This is a genomic window from Arthrobacter sp. ISL-85 (assembly GCF_018613675.1).
Lineage (GTDB): Bacteria > Actinomycetota > Actinomycetes > Actinomycetales > Micrococcaceae > Arthrobacter.
This window is the reverse complement of record NZ_JAGGPQ010000009.1, coordinates 20480-41714: the sequence shown is the minus strand read 5'-3', so window position 1 is coordinate 41714 and position 21235 is coordinate 20480. Positions and strand designations below refer to the sequence as shown.

General features: G+C 62.6%; 16 protein-coding genes. 6 read left to right on the top strand and 10 right to left on the bottom strand.

The annotated features are described in order from the left end of the window. Window positions 1–74: 74 nt before the first annotated feature. Both J7I84_RS07200 and J7I84_RS07195 read right to left on the bottom strand, forming a co-directional pair. The gene (locus J7I84_RS07200) at window positions 75–1262 is read right to left on the bottom strand and encodes a PP2C family protein-serine/threonine phosphatase (RefSeq protein ID WP_214942654.1); all 1188 of its coding nucleotides are present in this window, start codon (window positions 1260–1262) and stop codon (window positions 75–77) included. A 188-nt stretch (window positions 1263–1450) separates the two neighbouring features. Next, window positions 1451–3520 (bottom strand): EAL domain-containing protein, encoded by a 2070-nt coding sequence (locus J7I84_RS07195; RefSeq protein ID WP_311381095.1) that lies wholly within the window; start codon window positions 3518–3520, stop codon window positions 1451–1453. 556 nt (window positions 3521–4076) lie between these two features. On the opposite strand from J7I84_RS07195, the gene J7I84_RS07190 reads away from it, so the two are divergent. Continuing rightward, window positions 4077–4763 carry a response regulator transcription factor gene (locus J7I84_RS07190; protein WP_311381094.1) on the top strand — a complete coding sequence of 229 codons (687 nt, stop codon included), beginning with the start codon at window positions 4077–4079 and terminating at the stop codon, window positions 4761–4763. 451 nt (window positions 4764–5214) lie between these two features. Beyond that, window positions 5215–6384 carry a glycosyl hydrolase gene (locus J7I84_RS07185; RefSeq protein WP_214942939.1) on the top strand — a complete coding sequence of 390 codons (1170 nt, stop codon included), beginning with the start codon at window positions 5215–5217 and terminating at the stop codon, window positions 6382–6384. A 62-nt stretch (window positions 6385–6446) separates the two neighbouring features. Here J7I84_RS07185 and J7I84_RS07180 read toward each other — a convergent pair whose 3' ends face one another. From J7I84_RS07180 to uxaC, 6 genes are all read right to left on the bottom strand, one after another. After that, window positions 6447–6596 carry a hypothetical protein gene (locus tag J7I84_RS07180; protein ID WP_214942651.1) on the bottom strand — a complete coding sequence of 50 codons (150 nt, stop codon included), beginning with the start codon at window positions 6594–6596 and terminating at the stop codon, window positions 6447–6449. 12 nt (window positions 6597–6608) lie between these two features. After that, window positions 6609–7712 carry a glycosyltransferase family 2 protein gene (locus J7I84_RS07175; protein ID WP_214942648.1) on the bottom strand — a complete coding sequence of 368 codons (1104 nt, stop codon included), beginning with the start codon at window positions 7710–7712 and terminating at the stop codon, window positions 6609–6611. Window positions 7713–8886: 1174 nt separating this feature from the next. Beyond that, window positions 8887–9843 (bottom strand): sugar kinase, encoded by a 957-nt coding sequence (locus J7I84_RS07170; protein WP_214942645.1) that lies wholly within the window; start codon window positions 9841–9843, stop codon window positions 8887–8889. Further along, window positions 9840–10502, bottom strand: a complete 663-nt coding sequence (locus J7I84_RS07165) for a bifunctional 4-hydroxy-2-oxoglutarate aldolase/2-dehydro-3-deoxy-phosphogluconate aldolase (protein WP_214942642.1) — start codon at window positions 10500–10502, stop codon at window positions 9840–9842. Before J7I84_RS07165 ends, J7I84_RS07170 begins: the two co-directional genes overlap by 4 nt. 96 nt (window positions 10503–10598) lie before the next feature. Beyond that, a complete protein-coding gene (locus J7I84_RS07160) occupies window positions 10599–12014 on the bottom strand; it encodes an MFS transporter (protein WP_214942640.1) in 1416 nt (471 codons plus the stop codon). A 34-nt stretch (window positions 12015–12048) separates the two neighbouring features. Beyond that, window positions 12049–13524, bottom strand: a complete 1476-nt coding sequence (gene uxaC / locus J7I84_RS07155) for a glucuronate isomerase (protein WP_214942638.1) — start codon at window positions 13522–13524, stop codon at window positions 12049–12051. Window positions 13525–13690: 166 nt separating this feature from the next. Here uxaC and J7I84_RS07150 point away from each other — a divergent pair, with 166 nt between their 5' ends. The 3 genes from J7I84_RS07150 (at window position 13691) to J7I84_RS07140 (ending at window position 17958) form a co-directional block, all read left to right on the top strand. Next, window positions 13691–14701 (top strand): LacI family DNA-binding transcriptional regulator, encoded by a 1011-nt coding sequence (locus J7I84_RS07150; protein WP_214942635.1) that lies wholly within the window; start codon window positions 13691–13693, stop codon window positions 14699–14701. Between the two features lie 213 nt (window positions 14702–14914). Beyond that, window positions 14915–16468 (top strand): UxaA family hydrolase, encoded by a 1554-nt coding sequence (locus tag J7I84_RS07145; protein WP_214942632.1) that lies wholly within the window; start codon window positions 14915–14917, stop codon window positions 16466–16468. A 47-nt stretch (window positions 16469–16515) separates the two neighbouring features. Then, window positions 16516–17958 (top strand): tagaturonate reductase, encoded by a 1443-nt coding sequence (locus J7I84_RS07140; RefSeq protein ID WP_214942629.1) that lies wholly within the window; start codon window positions 16516–16518, stop codon window positions 17956–17958. A gap of 472 nt (window positions 17959–18430) precedes the next feature. Here the strand turns inward: J7I84_RS07140 and J7I84_RS07135 are convergent, their stop codons facing one another. Together J7I84_RS07135 and J7I84_RS07130 are read right to left on the bottom strand one after the other, a co-directional pair. Then, entirely contained in the window at window positions 18431–18820 is a 390-nt protein-coding gene (locus J7I84_RS07135; RefSeq protein WP_214942626.1) for a DUF6527 family protein, read from the bottom strand. Beyond that, window positions 18817–19932 carry a DUF6791 domain-containing protein gene (locus J7I84_RS07130; protein WP_214942623.1) on the bottom strand — a complete coding sequence of 372 codons (1116 nt, stop codon included), beginning with the start codon at window positions 19930–19932 and terminating at the stop codon, window positions 18817–18819. Before J7I84_RS07130 ends, J7I84_RS07135 begins: the two co-directional genes overlap by 4 nt. A 16-nt stretch (window positions 19933–19948) precedes the next feature. Between J7I84_RS07130 and J7I84_RS07125 the strand changes: the two genes are divergently transcribed. Then, a complete protein-coding gene (locus J7I84_RS07125) occupies window positions 19949–21031 on the top strand; it encodes a HigA family addiction module antitoxin (protein WP_214942621.1) in 1083 nt (360 codons plus the stop codon). Window positions 21032–21235 lie beyond the last annotated feature (204 nt).

The window sequence follows — 21235 nt, the reverse complement described above, 5'->3', positions numbered from 1 at the left end:
GGGTCTCGGGGTGCACGCGATCGCGACTCGTGACCGTCAGCGGTAAGTGAAGGGGCGAGATCTCCGTTGTTGTTTCAGGTTCTGCGGAGGATCAGGACGGTGACGTCGTCGCTGGGGGACCCTGAACCGATGGCCATCCGGTTCAGATCGGCGGGGATATCGGTGCTGGTGGTTAGCTGCTTCAGTGCTGCTGCGAGGTCGTCCAGGTCTTCGTGGAGGAGTTCGAGGACCCCGTCGCTGGGGATGATGAGGGAATCCCCGTGGTTGAGGGTGATGCCGCGAGTGTGCCACTGCATCCCGGCCATAATCCCCAGCGGCGCGTTTGAGGTGGGCAGCCTGGTGATGGCACCGTCGCCTGTTACGTGGTGGGCGAGACCGTGCCCGGCGTCGGAGTAGCGGACCGTTCCCGTGGCCGGGTCCAATTCGGCGTGGAACGCGGTCACGAACGATTCGCTCCGTGCCAGGTTGGTGAGCAGTTCCTCCGATACCGCCGTCAGTGCCGCGGCGGGGTCGAGCGCGGCCGTTGCGCGCAGGCCTGCCCGGACGGTTGCGGTGAGGATTGCCGGTCCGGTCCCTTTACCCATGACATCTGCCAGGGTGAACCGAAACCGGCCGCTGATGACGTGCCAGTCGTAGAAGTCTCCGGAGAGCTCACCTGCCGGCCGGCAGTACGCGCTGATGTCGTAGCCGGGCAGGGATGGAGCGCTTCCGGGCAGGTGGGCTTGCTGGATTTTGGCCCCATTTTTGAGGTCGGTGCGGACATTGATTTCGCGTTGGGCGATCGCGGCGAGGTCGTGGAGGACCTGTTTTTGTTCCTCAGTGAATGTCCTGGGCTCCTGGTCGATGATGCACAGGGTGCCGATGTTATGGCCGCCCGGTCCCTGCAGGGGTTGCCCGGCGTAGAAACGGATGTTGGGTTGGCCCAGGACCAACGGATTGTTGCTGAACCTTTCGTCTTGCTGGGCGTCTTCAACAACGAGGGTATGGGGTGTGAGGATCGTATGGGTGCAGAAAGACACTTCCCTCGGGGCGTTCACCTCAAGGTCCCCGACGACGGATTTGAGGAACTGCCTGTCCTCGCCGATCAGGGCCACGGAAGCGGCGCTGACACCGAAGAGTTTCTGCGCGAGCCTGGTGATCCGGTCAAACCCTTCCTCGGCCGGTGAGTCAAGCAGCCCGGTTTCGGCGAGGGATTTCAACCTTGCCGGCTCATCAGGGGCGATGCGGAGGTCCCGGAGCCGGGCAGGGGGCGGAACGGTCATAGCGGTGTCTCTGCTCTCTCGTGCAGCGGTTGGATGGGAACGGGGCGGGGGCTCAGGCGTAATTCTGTTGGGATACTACAGATGCTGACGGCCCTTTGACTTCCGTGACAGCAGTTTCTGCCGGCGTCCTCGGGCTGCTTTGGCTGTTTTCCGGGATTGGTGACGCAGCCGTGCGGGTACTTAGGCCTTTACCAAGGTGGTCGCCCAAGGAGGGCTGGCTGCCTGAAGGGGAGTATGGGTTTGTTTCTTTGACCATCGGTGACGTTGTTAACCATCCATTGCAGGAGTTCCTCCGACGCCGGGGCGTAGTGGGATCGGCCTGAGTGGAGTTCCCCGTGCAGGCCCTGAATGACGCCGTTTTTGGCGTGTTTTGTCAGGAAAGGTGTGAGGGGGCAGGACTGCAGGGTGTGGGTGTGGGGGGTTTTCAGGCGTGTGAATTGCCAGTGGTAGGCGAGAGCGCCGGCGTAGGTGGTGATCAGGTCTGTGTTCTCCTGCTGTGAGTTCTTTGTTATCCAGTCCGGGATGTTGTCACCGGGCATCGGCTTGGCGAGGTGGAAGCCCTGGCCGTACGGGATGCCCAGGATCCGTACCGCTTCGGTGAGGTCGGCGTTCTCGAGGCCTTCGGCGACCATGGCCCAGCCCATGTCCTGGCCCATGGAGACCATGCTGGAAAGGAACGTCATGGTTTTCACGGGGGAGGACGAAAATTGGTGGAGAAGCTGCCGGTCGATTTTGACGGTTTTGAACGGCAGCGCTGTGAGCCGCCGTAGGGTGCTGTGACCGGATCCCAAGTCATCAAGCGCGAGGCCGACCCCGAGTTCGAGGAGCTCATGAATGCCTCGTTGCTGGGCTTCATCGTCGGCCTTGCTGGTTTCGAGTAGTTCGAAGGTGAGCCGTTCTGGGGGGAAGTTGTACCGGTTCAGGGCAGTGGCAACCCACCGTGTGCAGTCAGGGTTCAGGAGAGTGGACGGGGAGAGGTTGACACTGACGTTCAGACGGTAGCCCAGTCCATCCCACGCCGTGAGCTGGCCCAGGACCTGGTCCAGCCCGGCCCGGAGCAGCGCATTGGTGTCCTCCGTGTTGAGATGTGGCAGGAAGGTACCTGCCGGGACGACGGTCCCGTCACCCAGGACGAGTCTGGTCAGTGCCTCGGCGCAGTGGATCTGGTGGGTGCGCAGGTCCATGATCGGCTGGTAGTACATGACCAGCCCGCCATCAAAGAGCCGGCTTTTGTATTCCTGGACCAGGGCGGGGATGGGGGAGTCGAGGGTGCCGTTGGGGCTCAGCCCGCCCGCGGCCGGGGCGAGGGTTCTTTCCCCGGTGGGGATACGGTCCTCCAGATGCCACCATTTATCACGGTCCCCTTTTCGGGCTTTGAGCCGGTACAAAGCGGCATCAGCGCGTCGAAGGGCGGCGTTACCACCATTTGGGCCTGACGCCCAAAGGGCAAGGCCCATGCTCATTGCCGCCCGGACGCGCACACCGGGCTCCAGTGTGAAGTTAGTGTCCACTGCATCGTGGAGAGCCTCGGCAATATGGCTTAGTTCTTTCACAGGGTCTTCCGGGGACAGTCCTGTGATGACAACGACGAATTCGTCTCCGCCCAAGTGGGCCAGGAAGTCCTGGTCACGGGTTCGCTTTCCAAGCCTTCGGGCGAGCTTGGCCAGTAGCACGTCCCCGGTTTCATGTCCATGGCGGTCGTTGACGGTTTTGAAGTCGTCAAGATCGATGATCCCGACTGCTGTGAGGCCGGCAGAGGTGTCTTCGGTTTGGGACAGATACTGTTCCAGAGCTGTCCGGTTGGGCAGGCCAGTGACCGGATCATTCAACGCCATGAACTGCAGTTGTTCCTGCAGGGTTTTCTGGGACGTGATATCGCGTTGCACGCTCACGAAGTGAGTAATGGAACCAGCAGCCCCGCGCAGGGCGGAAATAGTCAGACCGTTCCAGAACGGCGTCCCGTTTTTGCGGTAATTCAGAATTTCACAGCGCAACGTTTCTCCGCGGCCCAGCACAGCCCTCATCATCAAGACCGTTTCAGGGTCCGAGCCAGGTCCTTGAAGGATCCGGCAATTCCGGCCGAGGATCTCCTCCTGGCTGTATCCCGTGACCGCTTCGAAGGCCTGGTTCGCGTACAGCACGTTCTGTTTCGCGTCAGTGATGAGGGAGGCTTCAGAAACCGTATCCAGGGCACGGGCGAGCAAAGCAGCCGATACCGGGGCAACTTCTGCCTGAGCGTTCTCCGCCGGACCCGGCACCAACCTACTGGCCTCACAGCGCTCAGGGCCGGTCAACCCCTGCGCCAGCGATTCTTTATGAGCAAAGCGTTTCAGCTGCAAACCTTCCCCCCCCTTTCCTGTGATGGCACGATAACCCAACAGTCCTGCCGATCCTCGGAACCCTGCCTAAGCGCCCGGTCACCACATCGGCGGATCAGTTCCACCCCATACATCCCAGGAGAACCCGGGCAGCATCTTCAACAGGACAGCACGCAGGGCCGACGCCTCCGGATGAGATCAGCGGTGAATGATCGTTTCTTTCCCCAGGTATCGTCCGGGGTTTCTCTACCTGATAATGCCAGCCGCAAACCCACCGGCCGTCCGTTTACGGCTAGATTGTCCGATTATTGATCCATTCCTGCGCCCGCAACGCCCTGTTCTTGATCCGCCGCGGCTAGAACTTGATCTGCACCACAGGTTTAGCGGAAGGACCAGGTATGGCTGGGCAGGGAATGGCTGTTGTCGTAAAGGACGACCCCGCTGTCAGGGAAGCACTGGCGAAGCTGCTGGTGCAGTCCGGTTTCACGGTTCACCCGTGTCATCGGCTGGTGAGGGAGTGAAAGCCGTCGCGGCCTATAACCCTGTTGTCGTGACCATGGACGTGGGGTTGCCTGACTTCGGCGGAATCGAAGCTTTACGCCGGATCCGGGGCTTTAGCGAGGCCTACCTGATCATGATCTCCCGCCTGGCAGACGAAGCGGACGCAGTAATAGCTCTAGAGGCAGGCGCTGACGACTACATCACCAAACCATTCAGGCCACGGGAACTGCTCGCCCGCGTCCGGGCGCTGCTTCGACGCCCCAGAACTCCCGCCGCAGAGGCGCCGACAGCAGATCATGGACACTCCGCTGCCCCGACCCTGCCAGACCCCCTTTCACCGACAAAACGGTCCGGCCCTGTGGAATACGACTTCGAGCATCACGGGCTTCGCGTTCATGAAGCGACCCGCACTGTCGAGGTTGACGGTGCCCCCGTCCACCTCACCCGCACCAAATTCGATCTTTTGCTGGCACTCATGGATAACGGCCGTCGAGTCCAGACCAGAGCGGAGCTGGTCCCCGGGCTGCGCAACGAGCCCTACGGCTCAGGAACCTTCGTCAGCTCCGCGCAGGAACGGGCAGTGGAAGTCCACACCGGCCAACTCCGCCGAAACCTCGGAGACGACCACGGCAACCCACGCTGGATCGAAACGGTCCGGGGAGTAGGCTACCGGCTCACCTGAAGTCCCAAAGCCGGCTCGTTGACCGTGACTGTTCGAGTACCGCCACCCAGAACCGACCCGCTGAAGGAAGAGCCAGCCCTCGTCGTCATCCAGTTCCTCACGCAGCCTTTCCAAAACGGCCAGATCTACGACCCTAGGGCCCGGATCGTTGGTCCCCTTCAGATGGTCTTCATCCACAGATTCACCTCTTCTTTCCTTGATGTAGGTGGAGGGGCACACGCATCCGTTCCCGGACCGCCCTGGCGCAGTCCTGACACAGTTTTTCCACAGAATTCGATCAAGGCCCGATCAACTTCACCGCACGGCCCTTACGATCAGGAATGCGCCGCCCGGCGCAGCTGGCCGGCAGTAAACCTGGCTGCCACGACGATTCTGGGGACCGATAGCCTTGCTCACATCCATCAAGACGCACTTGGCGGCTGTGGCCGCAGGCCTGGGCCTTGCCCTGGCCATGACGGTGGTTCAGCCCGTGGCCGCGCAGGCAGCTGTGGCCCAGATTTCCCTGAGTCCCGCCACGGGACCTGCCGGAACCTCCATCACGGTCACCGGCAGCGGCTTCAAAGCCTCCACCACCGGAACCGTAGTGGTGGGCTCGGCTACTTTTCCCTTGAAGACGACGGCGGCCGGCGCGTTCAGCGCCCCCGCCACCATCCCGGCAACAGCCACGGGCAAGGTCACGGTGACCGCCAAGACGTCCTCGGTTCAGGCTTCGGCCGTGTTCACGGTTGCCGCGCCAACCCCGGCGGTGCCGCCCATCAGTACGGCCAGGCTCCGCTTCGGCGCAGCCACAGCCGGAGGCCCCCTGGCCGGCAGCGAGCTCGACGACGTGGCAGTTCTTGCCGGTGAAGCCCCGTCCAGCGTGCTGTTCTACGAGGACTTCGCGCAGCCGGCACCCATCACCGAGATGAACGCCCTCCGCGCACGGGGCGCCGTGCCGCTGGTCACCTGGGAGCCCTGGCTCTGGGGCGGCGGCGTAGACCAGCCCGCGTACAGCCTGGCCAGGATCACCGCCGGCGATTTCGATGCGCACATCGCCCAATGGGGCCGGGCGCTGGCCTCCTGGGGTTACCCGGTCCAGCTGCGGTTTGCCCACGAAATGAATGGCGACTGGTACCCGTGGGCCGAAAGCGTCAACGGCAACCAGCCCGGGGATTACGTCCAGGCCTGGCGGCACGTTCACGACGTCATCGCCGCCCAGGGCGCCAGCAATGTTTCGTGGGTCTGGAGCCCCAACGTCCCGTACTACGGCTCCACGGACCTGGCCGGGCTGTACCCGGGGGCTGGCTACGTGGATGTTGTGGCCCTGGACGGCTACAACTGGGGAACTTCCGCATCCTGGAGCGCCTGGATCTCCCCGCAGGACCTCTTCGCGCCGGGCATCGCCCAACTGCGTTCCCTTGCCCCGGCAGTCCCGATCCTGATTGCCGAGACGGCCTCGAGCGAAGCCGGCGGCGACAAGGCTGCGTGGAATACGTCCCTGGTGTCCTACCTGGCGGCCCAGCCCGATGTGATGGGCTTCGTGTGGTTCAACATGCAAAAGGAAACGGACTGGCGGATCAACAGCAGCACCACTTCCGCCACAGCGTTCAAGAACGCCCTGCTGGCCCGGCGCACGTCCTGACCGGGTTTCCTGACCCTCCGCAGCTGGCCCGGATGCTCCAGGCCGGGCCAGTGCGGGCGGCATCAGGGCCTGACCTTGCTTCCCTTACGCAGCAGTGAAAGCAGGGCCACGCCGATAAGCACGACGCCCATGCCCGTGAGAAGCGACGAGCCGACGTTCAGGCCCGTGTAGGCCAGGGTGGCAGCTCCGGTAGCGGGGATAGTGGTGGTCATTCCGTACATGATTCAGATGTCCTCTGCGGTGTATTGGGCTTCCCAACGGTCGATCCGCCGTCGGGTGATCTTGGTGGTCAGGACCGCGCACCAGGAGGCAAGAAACCACCCGGACCGCAGCCACATGAACAATTCCTGGGGGAAAAAGGTGGCGGCCAGAAGGATGTCCTTCCAGTCCCGGTGCGGAATCCGCAACGCGCGCTTGATGTCCAGCGCAACGAACAACACGGGAACCAGCCACCAGAACAAGACGAACTGGAAAACGCCCAGGGCGAGTGACAGGACAATGACGGCGATCCACAGGAGCTTCAGGAAAACGCCCAGCAGCCCCATGGCCTGCTGGCCCCAGTCACGGAGGGTCAGCCGGTTGATGCCCAGCACCAGGAGGTCCTCGACCGTTCCCACCTGCCACTTCATCCGCTGGCCCCACAACGCCTTGATGGTCTTCATCGAGTCCGTGTAAGCGCGGACGTCAGGGGAGACCTGGCAGACGTACCCCAGCTCCCGGATCCGGTAGGTCAGCTCAAAGTCCTCCACCTGGGAGGTGTAGACCCACGGCCCCTCACGGTCGTCCCGGGCTGCGATCTGCCGCAGGACCGCATTGTTGATCGCGCATCCCGTCCCTGCCAGGACGGACGTCTGCCGGCGGCGCAGGGCGGTGTCCGTCCAGGTGGCGAACTCTGCCTTCTGCAGCCTGGAGAGGAATCCGGGGTCCTGCATCGTAAACTTCGAGGACGACCCACCCAGCCGCGCAGCCCGCCGGCCGCTGAACTCGCGCTCCCACGCTGCCAGGGCGTTGGGGGGAAGCACGGTGTCCGCGTCAAGGCAGACCACCACGTCGGCGTCGTACGCGTATTCGTTCCACGCCCGGTTCAGGGCTTCTGATTTGCGGTGCTCCAGCCGGGGCAGCTCCATCACGGTCACCGGGTACTTCCGGGCCTCCAGGGCGGTGGTATCGGTGCATCCGTTGGGAATCACCACCACCAGGTCCGCCTGGCGTGACTGCAGCATCAAGCCATCAAGGGTGGCGCCGATCGAGCTCGCCTCGTTGTAGGCCGGCACCAACACGACTACCCGCAAAGCCCCCTTCACCGAGGGAGGAATGGGCTCGTACATTGATTTCGTAGCTGCTCCTGGGCTTGCATCAACGCAAGCCAAAGTGGGCGTCTGGGTCTGACTCAAGGACAGGGTCGAATGCAGGGAGGGCTCCTCAGCTAGGTTTCAGCCCCCCATCGGGCCGCGATCCCATTCTTGAAGCCGCCTCTCAATATTCACCCTCGCAAACCCTCAAGGTTCCATAAATTTCCCCCGCCAATCCTCAAGGCAAACCGGCCTCTGGCCTGCGGAAACATACGTACACCCAAGCTCCTACACCACCTTGGCACCCGGTTCTGATCGCCCTCCAGACACGGACCTGGGAAATGCTTTCCTCCTTGGTCATTTTTGAAACCGCCGATGATGCAGATTCGTAAAGCTGGCGTTCGATGTCCGGCATAGACCGGCAGTGGAGTCTGAAAGAACGGCCAGTTTTGATCACGTCGAGGTGGGGATCGACGGTCGACCGCTTACCGGTCATAGCTGTGCGCGTGGAGCTGGTGGAGAGCCCGCCAGAAATGTTGCGTCAGCTGGAGCTTGGTGGTTCCCAACTTTCCACCAGGTCCTGCGTACCGCCTTTGGGTAGGAGGACATGCGCCTGCACAGAGTCACAGTCGATGCCCGTTCGCGCCGCTGCGGCCCCTCGACGGCGAAATTCTGTACGCCCTGGCCGACACGCCACATGAGAACAACGCCGAACATTCTCTATGCGCGACCGGAATAACCTGTTCGGATGAGCTTTTTGATCCGGCGTTCCTTGACATCACGCCCGTGAATCGCGCCTTGGCTGACGACGTTCTGGCCCTGACTAAAGGGATGAAAACGCCGCATTCAGCCCCTTCCGGGGCCTATCCCCCGACCGAAATAAAGAGCCGATATCGGTTTATTCTATAAAGCTACGAACACCAGGCCGAAGTGCCGTCTGCAGCAGCACGGCCTGCGCCAGCTGTCAGATGAGGGGCACTTCAGTGGACAGGACGGCGGCACGGTTCCGCCAGCGCAGTGCTGCGAACACCCGCTGTGGGCACGAGTCAAGTCTTCAGCGATCGGTAAGCATGCTGAGGTGCGGAGCCGAACTAGTCGTGAACTACTCCTGCCGCGGACATGAGGACGCCGAACTCCGATCGCAATGGGGGCGATACAAGCTAGCGCACCGAGGGAGCCCTTGAGTGCGGTTCGGGGATCAGTCCGAGGCTTATCGGGTTACGGGGTCTTTTGACTCTAAGAGTTCAAGCTCGCTTCGGCGGGGCATGCCTTCCCAGTCGCCTGGTACTTGGCAGGCGAAAGCACCGGTTCGGACGGCCGTCCTCATTCGTTGTTCCAGGTTTTCGCCGGCCAGGAATTCCGCGATGTAGCCGGCAACGAAGGCGTCCCCGGCCCCGACGGTGTCCACGACGTTGACGGGGACGGCTGCTTGGACGAGCTGGTCACTGTCGGCGACTGCGACGGCCCCGAGTGGTCCGAGTTTCACGATGGCGTGGCGCGGACCCAGGACCGCTAGCTGGTGCGCGAGTTCCAGAGACTGGTGTGGCTGTGTCTGGTCCAGACCTAAAGCAATCATCGCTTCTTCGTCGCCGGCGAAGACGAAATCCACCTGGGGGAGCAGTTTACGGTATAGCTCGCCGGCCTCTTCCTGGGACCAGAGGGCTGCGCGGTAGTTTAGGTCCAGCGACACCATGGTTCCGGCGTCTTGGGCTATGACTATGGCATGGTCGACTGCCTCTGCTGCCGAGGCCGAGAGCGCAGGAGTGATGCCGGTCAGGTGCAGGAGGCGGGCCTCGCGGATCTGCTCCTCGGGGACGTCGTGGGGTTGAAGGCAGGAGCCGGCACTTCCGGAGCGGTAGTACCACACTTTGAGTTGTTCGGAGGTGCGGCGTTCCTTGATCATCAGCCCGGTGGGGGCTTGGGGGTCCACGATGCCGTGGACCTTGATGCCTTCGGCACGCAGTTCGCGGAGTATCAGCTCGCCCAGGCTGTCGTTTCCTACTCGGCCAGACCAGGTGACGGCTACGCCCAGACGGGACAGGGCGATGGCGAAGTTGCTCTCGGCTCCGCCGACTCCTATGCCCAGGGAGCGGGTGTGGGCCAATGGACCGGGGGTGTCGGCCCGGAGCAGCGCCATCGTTTCTCCCATGGTGATGACGTCGCTCATGCGTTGACCGTCCTGTTCTGGGCGTGGGCGACGAGGCGGGTGACCTCGGCGGCCCGCGCTGTGAGCGCGGTGAGGTCCCCGCCCTTGAAGGCGTCTCCGAGGAGAGGACCTCCCAGGCTCACGGCAAGCGCGCCGGCTTTGATCCACTTCGGGGCATCTTGGATTGACACTCCTCCGGAGGGGATGACCGGCAGATCGGGGAATGGTCCGCGCAACTGCCCGATGTACCCGGGGCCCACTACCGAGGCGGGGAACAGTTTCACGGCGGCAGCTCCCAGGGACCACGCGGTATGCATCTCCGTGGGGGAGTAGGCGCCAGGGAAGACGGGGACGCCGCGGTTGACGGCCGCGCGGATCACCTCGGGCACTGTCACCGGGGTAACGAGGTAGTCAGCGCCGGCGTCGAGCGCCTGCTCGGCGTCATTGGGGTTGGTGACCGTGCCAACTCCGATTTCTGCAGAACCCGCGAACCGGGCCTTGAGTCCCCTGATTTCTTCAAAGACGCCCTCGGTGGTGAGCGTCAGCTCGATGGATCGGACGCCTCCGGCGATGAGCGCCTCGATGACTGGGCCGTACTGGCGGGCGTGTGAGGTTCTCAGGACAGCGATTACCGGATGGGCCAGTAGTGCTTCGGAGGGCTGTGAGCGGCGGGGGGTCATTATGGGTTCTCCTGGATGGTGGTCTTCGATCCGATGCGCCGCCGGGGCGCAGTGCTGGTGCTGGGTCGTGCAGTGCCAGCACTTCAGGGGCAGTGGTTAGTCGTGGGGGTTCCGTTCCACGGGGGCCGGGGAGCCCTCCCGTGCGTGCGTCTCCACGACGAGCTCCTCCACCTTCTTATCCGTGAGTGGATACAGCAAGGCGAACACAGCCGCTGCCGCTGCCAGGGCCAGGCAGGGATAGAGCGTCTGCAGAGCCTTCATGCCTGCCAGCACCCCGGAGGACTGCTGCACGTTGGGCACGTAACCGATAGCGCTCAGTCCGAACCCGGCCAGGCCGCCGGCAACCGACTGGGCAATCTTGCGGGAGAAGTTGAACATCGAGTACGTGATGCCTTCACGGCGCACCCCGGTGCGCCAGTGGCCGAAGTCGATGACGTCGCAGATCAGTGCCCAGGTGATGCCGTTGGGCAGGGCCACCCCGATGAAGGAGAGGCTGAACAGGACCGTGAACAGCACCGGGTTGGTCGGCAGCACGAAGTTCAGTCCGTCCGCGACGATGGCGAGCAGGAACCCGCACAAGGCGGTACGTTTCTTGCCGATAAGGCGTGTCAGCACGGGAATGAGCAGGATGCCGATGATCGAGGAGCCGATGCTGATCACGTTCACGTAGGGCAGCAGCTGCACATCACCGAGATAGTACTGGGTGAAGTAGACGATCATTGCCGTCTTCACGTTGTAGGCCGAGATTGAAAAGATCGTCATAACGATCAAGACCAGCAGAGGCCGGTTGGTGGCAATGGTGATGAAGAAGCTCCGGACAGTGAGCTTCTCGCGTGTACGCACCACGGGAACGGCCTCACGGGTGTACCGGAATGTCCCGAAGAAGCAGAGGACCCCTACCACCGCCATGGCCCCGGCGGCGACGGCGTAGCCCACCCGGGCCGAACCGAAAGCCAGAACGATCGGCATGAACGCCACGCCGGTGACCAGCAGAGCGGTGACCGACCCGGCCTGGCGGAAGGAAGCGAGCTTGGCGCGCTCCAGAGGTTCCTGAGTCATCACCGAGGCCAGCGAGCCGTAGGGAATGTTGGTGAACGAGTACAACACGCCCCATGCCATGTAGGAGACGTAGGCGTAGACCAGGTTCACGCCCTCGGACTGGCCGGGAGTGAGGAAGGTAAAGATGGTCAGGACAGCCAGCGCAATCGACGAATAGAACATGACACCGCGGAAGCGACCGAACCGGCCCACTTTGCGCCGTCCGTCGATTACCGTGCCGGCGAGTGGGTCCACGAACGCGTCAAAGAGCTTCGTGATGACGAAGACCGAGGCTGCGGCTGCCGGTGGCAATCCCGCCACGTCGGTGTAAAACTTCAGCAGGTACGCTTGGCCCAGGTCGAACATGAAGCCGTTGCCCAGATCGCCCATGCCGTAGGCGACCTTTTCCTTCAGTGACAGCTTCCCGCTGATTTTCGTCGCCCGGGAACTGGGCGTGGTGATGTTGTTGGCCATTGTGGTGCTCCTTTGCATCCAGGCAGATCAGGGGTCAGGCGGAACGCCGGGAGTAGGCGATTTTCGGGAGGTTGTAGGCGAGGTCGACGGCCGTCTCGACGGCTTCGTCCTGGCTGAGCCGGTGCTCGAGGACCAGACGGGCCAGGAAGGAGGCGTCGATGCGGCGGAACAGGTCGTGGCGGGCCGGGATCGAGGCGAAGGCGCGCGTGTCGTCGACAAAGCCGGAGGTGTTGTAAAAGCCGGCCGTCTCGGTCGCGGACTCGCGGAAACGCCGCATACCCTCAGGGGAGTCCAGGAACCACCACGGCGCGCCCAGCCGGAGCGACGGATAGGCCCCGGCCAGCGGGGCGAGTTCGCGGCTGTAGACCGTCTCATCGACAGTGAAGAGGATGGCACGGAACCTCGGGTCGTGGCCATAGCGGTCCAGGACCGGTCGCAGCGAACGGGTAAACTCGGTGGCCACCGGAATATCGAAGCCTTTGTCCTGACCGTGCCGGTCGAAGACCCCTTTGTGATGATCACGCAGAACACCGGGGTGGATCTGCATCACGAGTCCGTCTTCGCACGCCATGCCCGCGGTAACGAAAAGCATGTGCGCGGCGAAGGCCTGGACCTCACCGCGGCTGACCCCACCGGCGAGGGCCCGGAAGTACAAATCAGCGGCGGCGGGCGTCGGCATTGGGGTGGTGTCAGCACTCAGGTGGCCATGGTCAGTGGCCAGGCCCCCCGCGGCAGCAAACGCCTGGCGGCGCTCCCGCAGCGCGGCGAGGAACCCGGAATACGTGGAGGTGTCCACCCCCGACACCTCCGCCAATTTGTCGATATCTGCCCGCCACCCCGGACGGTCGGGATGGAACACGGCGTCGGGGCGGAACGTCGGAATGACCCGCTCGCCCAGACCCTGCCGGGCAAGTTGTGAGTGCTGCCTCAGGTCGCTGGTGGCGGGGTCGGTCGTGGAAATCAACTCGATTGAAAACCGGTCAAGCAATTGCCGGGGTCGGAAGTCTGGCTCCGCAATGCGCGCAGCGATCCGGTCATAGATCGGATCCGCAGTCTCGGCACTGGGCACGAGGTCGACCCCGAAGACCTCGACGAGCTCATGCTCCATCCAGTAACGCGAGGGGGTACCTCGGAACAGCTTCCAGTTCTGGCAGAACGTCCGCCAAATGGCCCTCGAGTCAGTCTCGACAGGACCACCATCGACGCGCGGCACCCCCAGGGACCCGGGCGCTACTCCCTGCGAGACCAGCATGCGGGTCACATAGTGGTCCGGCACGACCAGCAACTGCGCGGGATCGGCAAAAGCCTCGTTCGAGGCGAACACCTCTGCCTCGACATGGCCGTGCATGCAGATCAGCGGCAATCCTGCCGTCTGCTCATAAATCTCGCGTGCGACGGCGCGCTGGCGCTCATCGACGGGCAGCGCACGGTCCGGGTGCAGCCTCAGCCGGCGATCGTCGACCCGCGGAGCACGGTCCCGGCCCAGGCCCAGGAGGGGGGATACAGACATCGATGTCTCTTTTCGGAGGCGCTTGCAGCGCTTGGATGAAAACGTAATCATTACTGTAACGGCGACCTCGGCTGAGACCAAGCTCATATCCCGAAAACTTCAGCCCGACGGTCATTGCATGAGGGCGGGGATAAAATCCCTAGCAAAGCCAAGGCGAGGTGAACTGATGTCCGTACCTGTGACGATTCGGGATGTTGCCCGGGCTGCCAACGTCTCCGCTGCCACGGTCTCGCGGACTTTTGTGCGCCCGGAAATAGTTGATGCCTCGACCCGGGAACGGGTGCTGGGCGCCGCAGCAAGGCTGGACTACCGGCCTAACCGCGCCGCGCAAACCCTCATCACCGGTCTGACAGGCAACATTGGCATCGTCGTTCCGGACCTCACCAACCCTTTCTTCCCCAGCGTCGTCAGGGGCGTTCAGAACCAGGCCGCCGAGTTGGGGTACCCAGCGCTGCTGGTTGACACCGGCGAGGATGCCGATCGTGAATCGGAGCTCGTCACACGGCTGGCGCGTCAGGTGGACGGGCTTGTGTTGTGCGCGGCGCGCATGTCGGACCAGGACCTGATCGCGCACCAACGGCAGTGCCCGATCGTCCTGATCAACCGGCAAGTTCCGGGATTGCCGGCTGTGACCTTCGACAATGAGGGCGGCGTCCGGCAAGAGGTGACTCACTTGAAGGCCCTTGGGCACCAGAGAATCGGCTACGTGGCTGGCCCTGGCACGAGCTACTCCAGCAGGGTTCGCCAACGAGCAGTCACGGCACACCTGGCCACTGCGGGCCTCACTGAAGTCCCCGTTGGCTCCTTCGCGCCCTCCTTCGAGGGCGGCCGCAGCGCCGCGGAGAAAGTTCTGCTCGCAGACATCACAGCCGTCATGGTCTACAACGACGTCATGGCCCTCGGCCTGATCAACCAGCTCGCCCAGTACGGCATCTCCGTTCCAAATGACCTGACAGTCATCGGATTCGACGACATCGAGTTCGCGTCCATGTCAAACCCGGCGCTGACCACAGTACGGATCCCGCGGGAGCAGGCCGGTGCCCAGGCCATGTCCTACCTGCACGCGCTGATGACCACGACGGGCTCGGTACCAGAGCCACCGGCCCAGCTCCGAACAGAACTCATCTTCCGCGGCACGTCAGTCAGGGCTCCACTGAATCAGCGGTCCGCCGAGTAAGGCCAACGACCCGTGCACTGCGTGGGCGAGGGAAAAGAGGCCCAGCAGACGGCGCAGCTGGAGCTCAAGGCACCCTGAAAGTTGCAAGGCTGGACCATTTCTTATCGCCGGAGTGCATCGTGCAAGGAGGAAAAAGCCTTTGGTGAAAACGGTTCCCGACCGATACGATGAAAACCGTTTCATTGTCTGTTTCCTCCCTGAAGAAGGTTTGTCATGACGAGCGTTCCCCCTGCCCTGCGGGACTTGACCGATGTCGCACTCGTTTTGCGGCCCGCAGACGATGTCGCGGTCGCCATGGTCGACCTGCCATCAGGGACCGGGCTCAACTACCACGGGGCGCGGCTTCTCGTGCGACAGAGCGTGCCGCGCGGCCACAAGCTCGCCATCCGATCCGTCCCGGCCGGGGGACAGGTCCGCAAGTACGCCCAGTCGATCGGGCGGGCCAAGCGGGACATCACCGCCGGAGATCACGTGCATACCCATAACCTCGGCATGGACGATGCTGACCGCGAGCACGAGTTCGGCACGGCCCGTGTGCAACCTGCAGCCCCGTCCGGGCCGGCCCGCACATTCCAGGGCTATCATCGCGCCGACGGCCGGGTTGGAACCCGGAACTACATCGGCATTCTGACCGCGGTGAACTGCTCGGCCTCAACGGCCAGGATGATCGCCGCGCAATTTACAGGTGCGGCCCTGGAGGGTTACGGGAACGTCGACGGGGTGATCGCCCTCACCCACGATTCAGGGTGCGGGCTGGTCGTGGACAGCGAGGGCGCCCGGATGATGCGGCGCACGCTAAGAAGCTATGCCAACCACCCAAACATAGCCGGGCTGCTGGTGCTGGGGCTGGGATGTGAGATGCTGCCGGCGACATCGTTGCTGGACGGGCTGGACCTTCCGGGCGACAAGCCCGTACGCACTCTGATCATTCAGGACAACGGTGGGATCCGTGCCACAGTCAGGGCCGGGGTGGAAGCCATCAACGATATGATTCCACACCTGGAGGCAATGCGCCGCGAACCCGCACCCATCTCAGAGCTGGTGCTCGGGATGAACTGCGGAGGCTCCGACGGGTACTCCGGGATCACCGCCAACCCCGCCCTGGGCGTAGCCTCCGACCTGCTCGTCGCGCACGGTGCCACCACCATCCTCGCCGAGACACCCGAGATTTTCGGCGCGGAACATCTACTGACCCGCCGCGCAGTATCCGAAGAAGTGGGCCGCAAGCTCTTGCAACGAATCGAATGGTGGAAGGACTATGCAGCCTCCGGCGGCGGATCCCTGGACAACAACCCCTCTCCCGGCAACAAAGCCGGCGGTCTGACGACGATCCTGGAGAAGTCCCTGGGCGCAGTCGCCAAGGGCGGCACCGCCGAACTGTCCGCAGTGTACGAGTACGGCGAGCCTGTCTCTGCACGCGGGTTGACCTTCATGGACACCCCTGGCTACGACCCCGTGTCAGTGACCGGCATCATCGCAGGTGGTTCCACAGTCGTGGTATTCACGACCGGCCGCGGCTCCGTCCTCGGAGGAAAACCCACGCCATCAATTAAGGTCGCCACCAACACCCCCATGTTCGAGCGGATGCATGAAGACATGGATATCAACGCCGGACGGATCGCGGACGGGACCGCGTCCATCAAAAGCGTGGGCGAGGAGATCTTCGAAAAGATCATCGCCACCGCCTCGGGCGAGCAGTCCGTTTCAGAGCAGCTGGACCTCGGCCAGGACGAGTTCATCCCGTGGCAGTTGGGAGCGGTGACATGACCGGCGCCGGTACACACGACGAAACCCCAGACCAACGAGGACTTGTCATGAAGAAACTGGACGCGACCACGGCCCCGAGGCCCGAGCTCCCAATCACCATCCTGCAGTTCGGTGCCGGGAACTTCCTTCGTGCCTTTGTCGACTGGATGATCACCCTGGCGAACGAGACCGGAGTGACCCACGACGGCGTGGCCGTCGTCCAGGCCACGGACCGCCCCTCTCGGGCCCTGCAACAGCTCTCGGAACAGGACGGCCTCTTCCACGTCTACCTCGAGGGCATCAAGGACGGCCGCCCCGTCAAGGAGGTAGACCTGGTCACCTCTGTGCGCTCGGTGCTCAGCGCGCACCGCCAGTTCGAGGAATACGATCGGCTGGTCATCAGCCCCGACCTGCGCATCATCGTCTCGAACACGACCGAGGCCGGCATCGAGTTCGTGTCCGGCGACGACCTCACCGCCCGTCCCCCGCGGTCCTTCCCCGCCAAGGTCACCGCCCTCCTGCACCGGCGGTACGAGCACTTCGGTGGCGACCCGGCAGCAGGGCTGTCTTTCCTGTGCTGCGAGCTCATCGAGGACAACGGCTCGACGCTGCGCCAATACGTGCTGCGCCACGCAGCCGACAATGACCTCGGGCCCGAATTCGACGAATGGGTGCGGACCGCCTGTCACTTCTACGACACACTCGTGGACCGTATCGTTCCCGGATTTCCGCAGCAGGAGATTGAAGCCGTTCAAGCGGAAATCGGCTTCGCCGATGGGCTCGTGGTCAAGGCCGAGCAGTACTATGTCTGGGCGATCGGGGGCGACCCCGCGATCCGCGAAGTGTTGCCGCTGGACAAGGCCGGTCTGAACGTGCAGTTCATGGACGATATTCGTCCCTTCCGGCTTAAGAAAGTGCGGATACTCAACGGCTCCCACACGGCGATGTCAGCTATCGCGCTCCATCTCCGTTGTGAGACCGTTCGGGAAGCTTTCGACAATCCACAAGTAGAGGCCTTGATCAACCGCCTGGTGGCCGACGAAGTCTTGCCCACTCTAGAAGGCGATCGTAAGGAGTTGGAAGCCTTCGCCCACCAAATTCTCGAACGTTTCCACAACCCGTTCCTGCAACACCGACTCGAAGATATCGCGCTCAACGCACTCGCGAAATGGACGACGCGCAACCTCCCCGTCATCCTGGAACGGTGGTCCGTGCATGCCCAAGCGCCGCTGACAGTCCTGTCGCTGGCCGCCCTCCTCGTGCTGTACAGCGGCCGGTCCGAAAATTCCCGGTTTGAGCCCCGCGACGACCAAAGTGCCGTGAAATTGCTTTGCAAGACATTTGACCCTGAGGACCTTCCGGGCTGGATCACGGGTGTGATCGAGTGTCTTCCAATGCCTGCCACAATGAATGCGGCAGCGGTCACACGGCTATCAACAGAAACTTCGCATGCCGTCGAACTCATCCTAGAAAGAGGGATGGCCGGCGCACTGCAAGAACTCCTTGCATGAGGTCCTTTCAACTGCACACGGGCTCCCGCGATGAAACGGGCCCCGGGCGCCCACTTCGGGCCCACGCATAGCCAGGGAAAAGCCCCGGCATGATATCCGGGTGAAACCCCTTCCGGGGCCCCTCCCCGGGCGAAATTCAAGAGCCGATATTTGTGATTTCGTCAACTAGGGGAGTAGCCGGAGGTAACGACCCTGACAGACTTTGGGGGCCGTGATCGTCCTAATCATCCACTTGTCCGCGACAGGTCCCGCGTCTAAGTCACCGACGTACAGGACGGCAATGAGATTCCGCAACCGAAACGAGGGAGACCAGCTGCTTGAGACGTGGCTGATCTGACGGATGCAGCCCCCGAATTTCGGGGGCTGCATCGTCAGGGGACTATTACAAGTCAGTGTAGATGCCGTTGGCACTGAATTGAGGTTGGTCCGGATCCGAAGGACCTTCGGATGAATTCGGTGCGGGCGGCGTCGATCAGCGGAATAGTTTCCGCCATACGCGCGTGATCCAAACTGGACGAGGAGTCCCGCGATGTTCTTCCATGGAACGACGGTCAGCCTCACGTGCCAGCACGGTTTCCTTGCGGGTCAGCTTGCGGTGCCATTCCACTTCACCGCGGGTGATGTAGTAGTGGGAATTGCAAGGCAACGCGACTGCTCCAACTGAAGGTTTGAGCGATATCTGCCCGTCATAGACGATCCGCCATTTGGCAGCGGAGAGCTTGGTTACAACTTCGTTCCCGCACCCGCAGGCGCATGAATGGCTGGCGGTCGAGTACTTTGTTGAAATGTAGAGGACTCCGGATTCCAGGTGCCTGGGGAACGAGTCGACGAATGAAGCGCTGTAGTAATGGGCGCCGGTCACGCAGGGCCGCCGTTTCGTATTTCGTTGAGATAGAGCTTGTACACGATCTCCGAGGCGTGCGTGTGGGAGGCGTAGTACCCCAAGTAGCGTTTCCAGGTAATGACGGCCATGAGCGCGTTCAAGGCGTTCAGGTCCGCGACTTGGATGTTGCTGCTGTAGTCATCCACGTCGGGCGGTGCGGCGGGCAGCGCTGGCGGGACCAACCCGTTGCCGGGAAAGTACGCCGTGGTTTTCAGCAAACCGGTCAGCCCCGCCTCTTCTTGGCTGAGCCCAAGCCCGACGTCGATGAACGGGACGCCCCGTTCCTGGAGCCACGTCATGATCCGGGGACGCTCCTGGGCGTCGGCGGCTGCAAGGAACACGAAGTCCGCGTCCTCGATGAGGTGGAGGTTGTCGGACCGCAGGCTATCCGCGTATGCCGTGATCCCGGTATGCATGCGGGAGTATTCGGCCGCGAAGTACTGAGCCTTGTTCGGCTTGGTCTGGAGGGTTGCATGCGCGGCAGCACCCGGCGCGCGGAACGCGTTGTGGTTTTCGAACTCGTCCCCGTCGACCAGGATGATCCGGTCAACCCAGGTCTTCGCGACTTGGTCGAGAATGTAGCTGCCGGTGCCGCCGACCCCGACAATGGCAATCGTGTGACCGCGGAAGACGTTGTTGAGCGCAGTCAGCCCGGCCCGGGTGGTGTTGGTGTCCCGGTAGACGAAGGGAAGGCCGTCTTCGACTTCCTGGAAGGCGGCCCCCGGGGTTGCGGTCACGGTAGGGTCCAGCTGCTCCGCGGCGCTGCTGAGGATGCGTGCGTAGGTACAGATCTTCTCGTACAGGCCCGGGTAGCTTCCGCTAGGCGGTTTGAATGAATGCATATAGCTCACTGATTCGTCCCCGCCGATGCCGCGGGGAGGAACAATAGCCCCGCCGAGTGCGGTGCCGCGCTCGTCCCGTGGTTCTTCGCCGGCGAACCAGATGGTGTGGTCTCCAACGACATCGGTGATGGTCGTGACCGTTCTGGGACCTGGTCGATCCGGATTGACCTGCAATATCGACTGATTCTCAGGTTCGAAACGTCCGACGATGGACGGGTCGCGATCGTTGTTGAAGCTGTTGATTACCACTGAAGGAGTGATACCCATGGCTACCGAGCTGGCTGAAGCTTTTCCTCCGGGAGATTTTCTTACCGAGGAGCTCGAAGCGCGCCATTGGTCTCAGAATGATTTCGCGCAGATCCTGGGTCGCCCGGCGCAGTTTGTTTCGGAAATAATCTCCGGCAAGAAGGAGATCACCAGGGAATCCGCCGCCCAGATCGGTGCCGCGCTCGGCACCGGTCCGGAGTACTGGCTGAACCTGCAGAACGCTTATCTCCTGTGGAACCAGTCGCAGAGCGACACCATCCGTCAGGAACTGGATGACGTGCGGCTGCGGGCTCGGATGAATGAACTCGCACCAGTGTCCCTGATGCGTAAACGTGGCCTGCTGACCGGGCGCACCTTAGCGGATCAGGCAGCCGAGTTAGTGGAGCTGTTCCAAATCTCCGATATCGAGGACACACCCCGATTCCTTGCCGCCGCACGTCGTTCCAACGGCGACGAAGAACCCACACCTACACAAAAAGCATGGCTCGCGTGCGCGCGAAAGCATGCTCAAAAAATTAGTGTCTCCGCCTTTGACCCGGCCGGGCTTGAGCAACTTGCCGGGCAGCTGTCACGGCTACTTGCCGACCCATCGGCATTCTCAACACTTCCGGCCAAGTTCGCCGCCGTCGGCGTCCGTCTCGTGTACGTAGAAGCCTTCCCCGGCAGCAAACTCAACGGAGCCTCATTCCTCTTGGACGGAGACGCCGACCAGCCAGTAATCGCCTTGTCCGGGCGGGGCAGACGCCTGGACATGGTTCTATTCACCCTGCTCCACGAGGTGGCACACATCATCCTGGGACACGTCTCCTCAGACAGACTCGTGATCGATGAAGACTCATCCGACGACAAACCGTCGGAAAAAGCTGCAGATGAGAAAGCCGGCGCATGGCAGATCCCAGGAGGCCTACCAAAGCCTCCGCCTGCTGTTCGCAAAGGCTGGATCGACTCAAACGCGACAAGAATCGGCGTGCACCCTGTATTAATCCTTGGCCGGCTCCAGAAGGATAAAGCGCTGGATTACCGCACAGCCCTCGCCAAGGGCGCTCCCACTGTCACGACCTATCTAGAACAGTGGGCATAGTCAGCCCCCTACATGAATTGAGAACATTCACGCTCGGATGCACCGTTCGATCCTGCCTTCCTGAACAACTCCCTCGTGAACGCGGCGCTGGACGGTCACTGCCACCAAGAGCCGATAAGATAGGTTCCGTCAAGCTATTCAAGCTTCGGATACTTCATGCATTACCGGTGAGGCTGGGGATCCAGTGAAGCCCAAAGGCGCGGT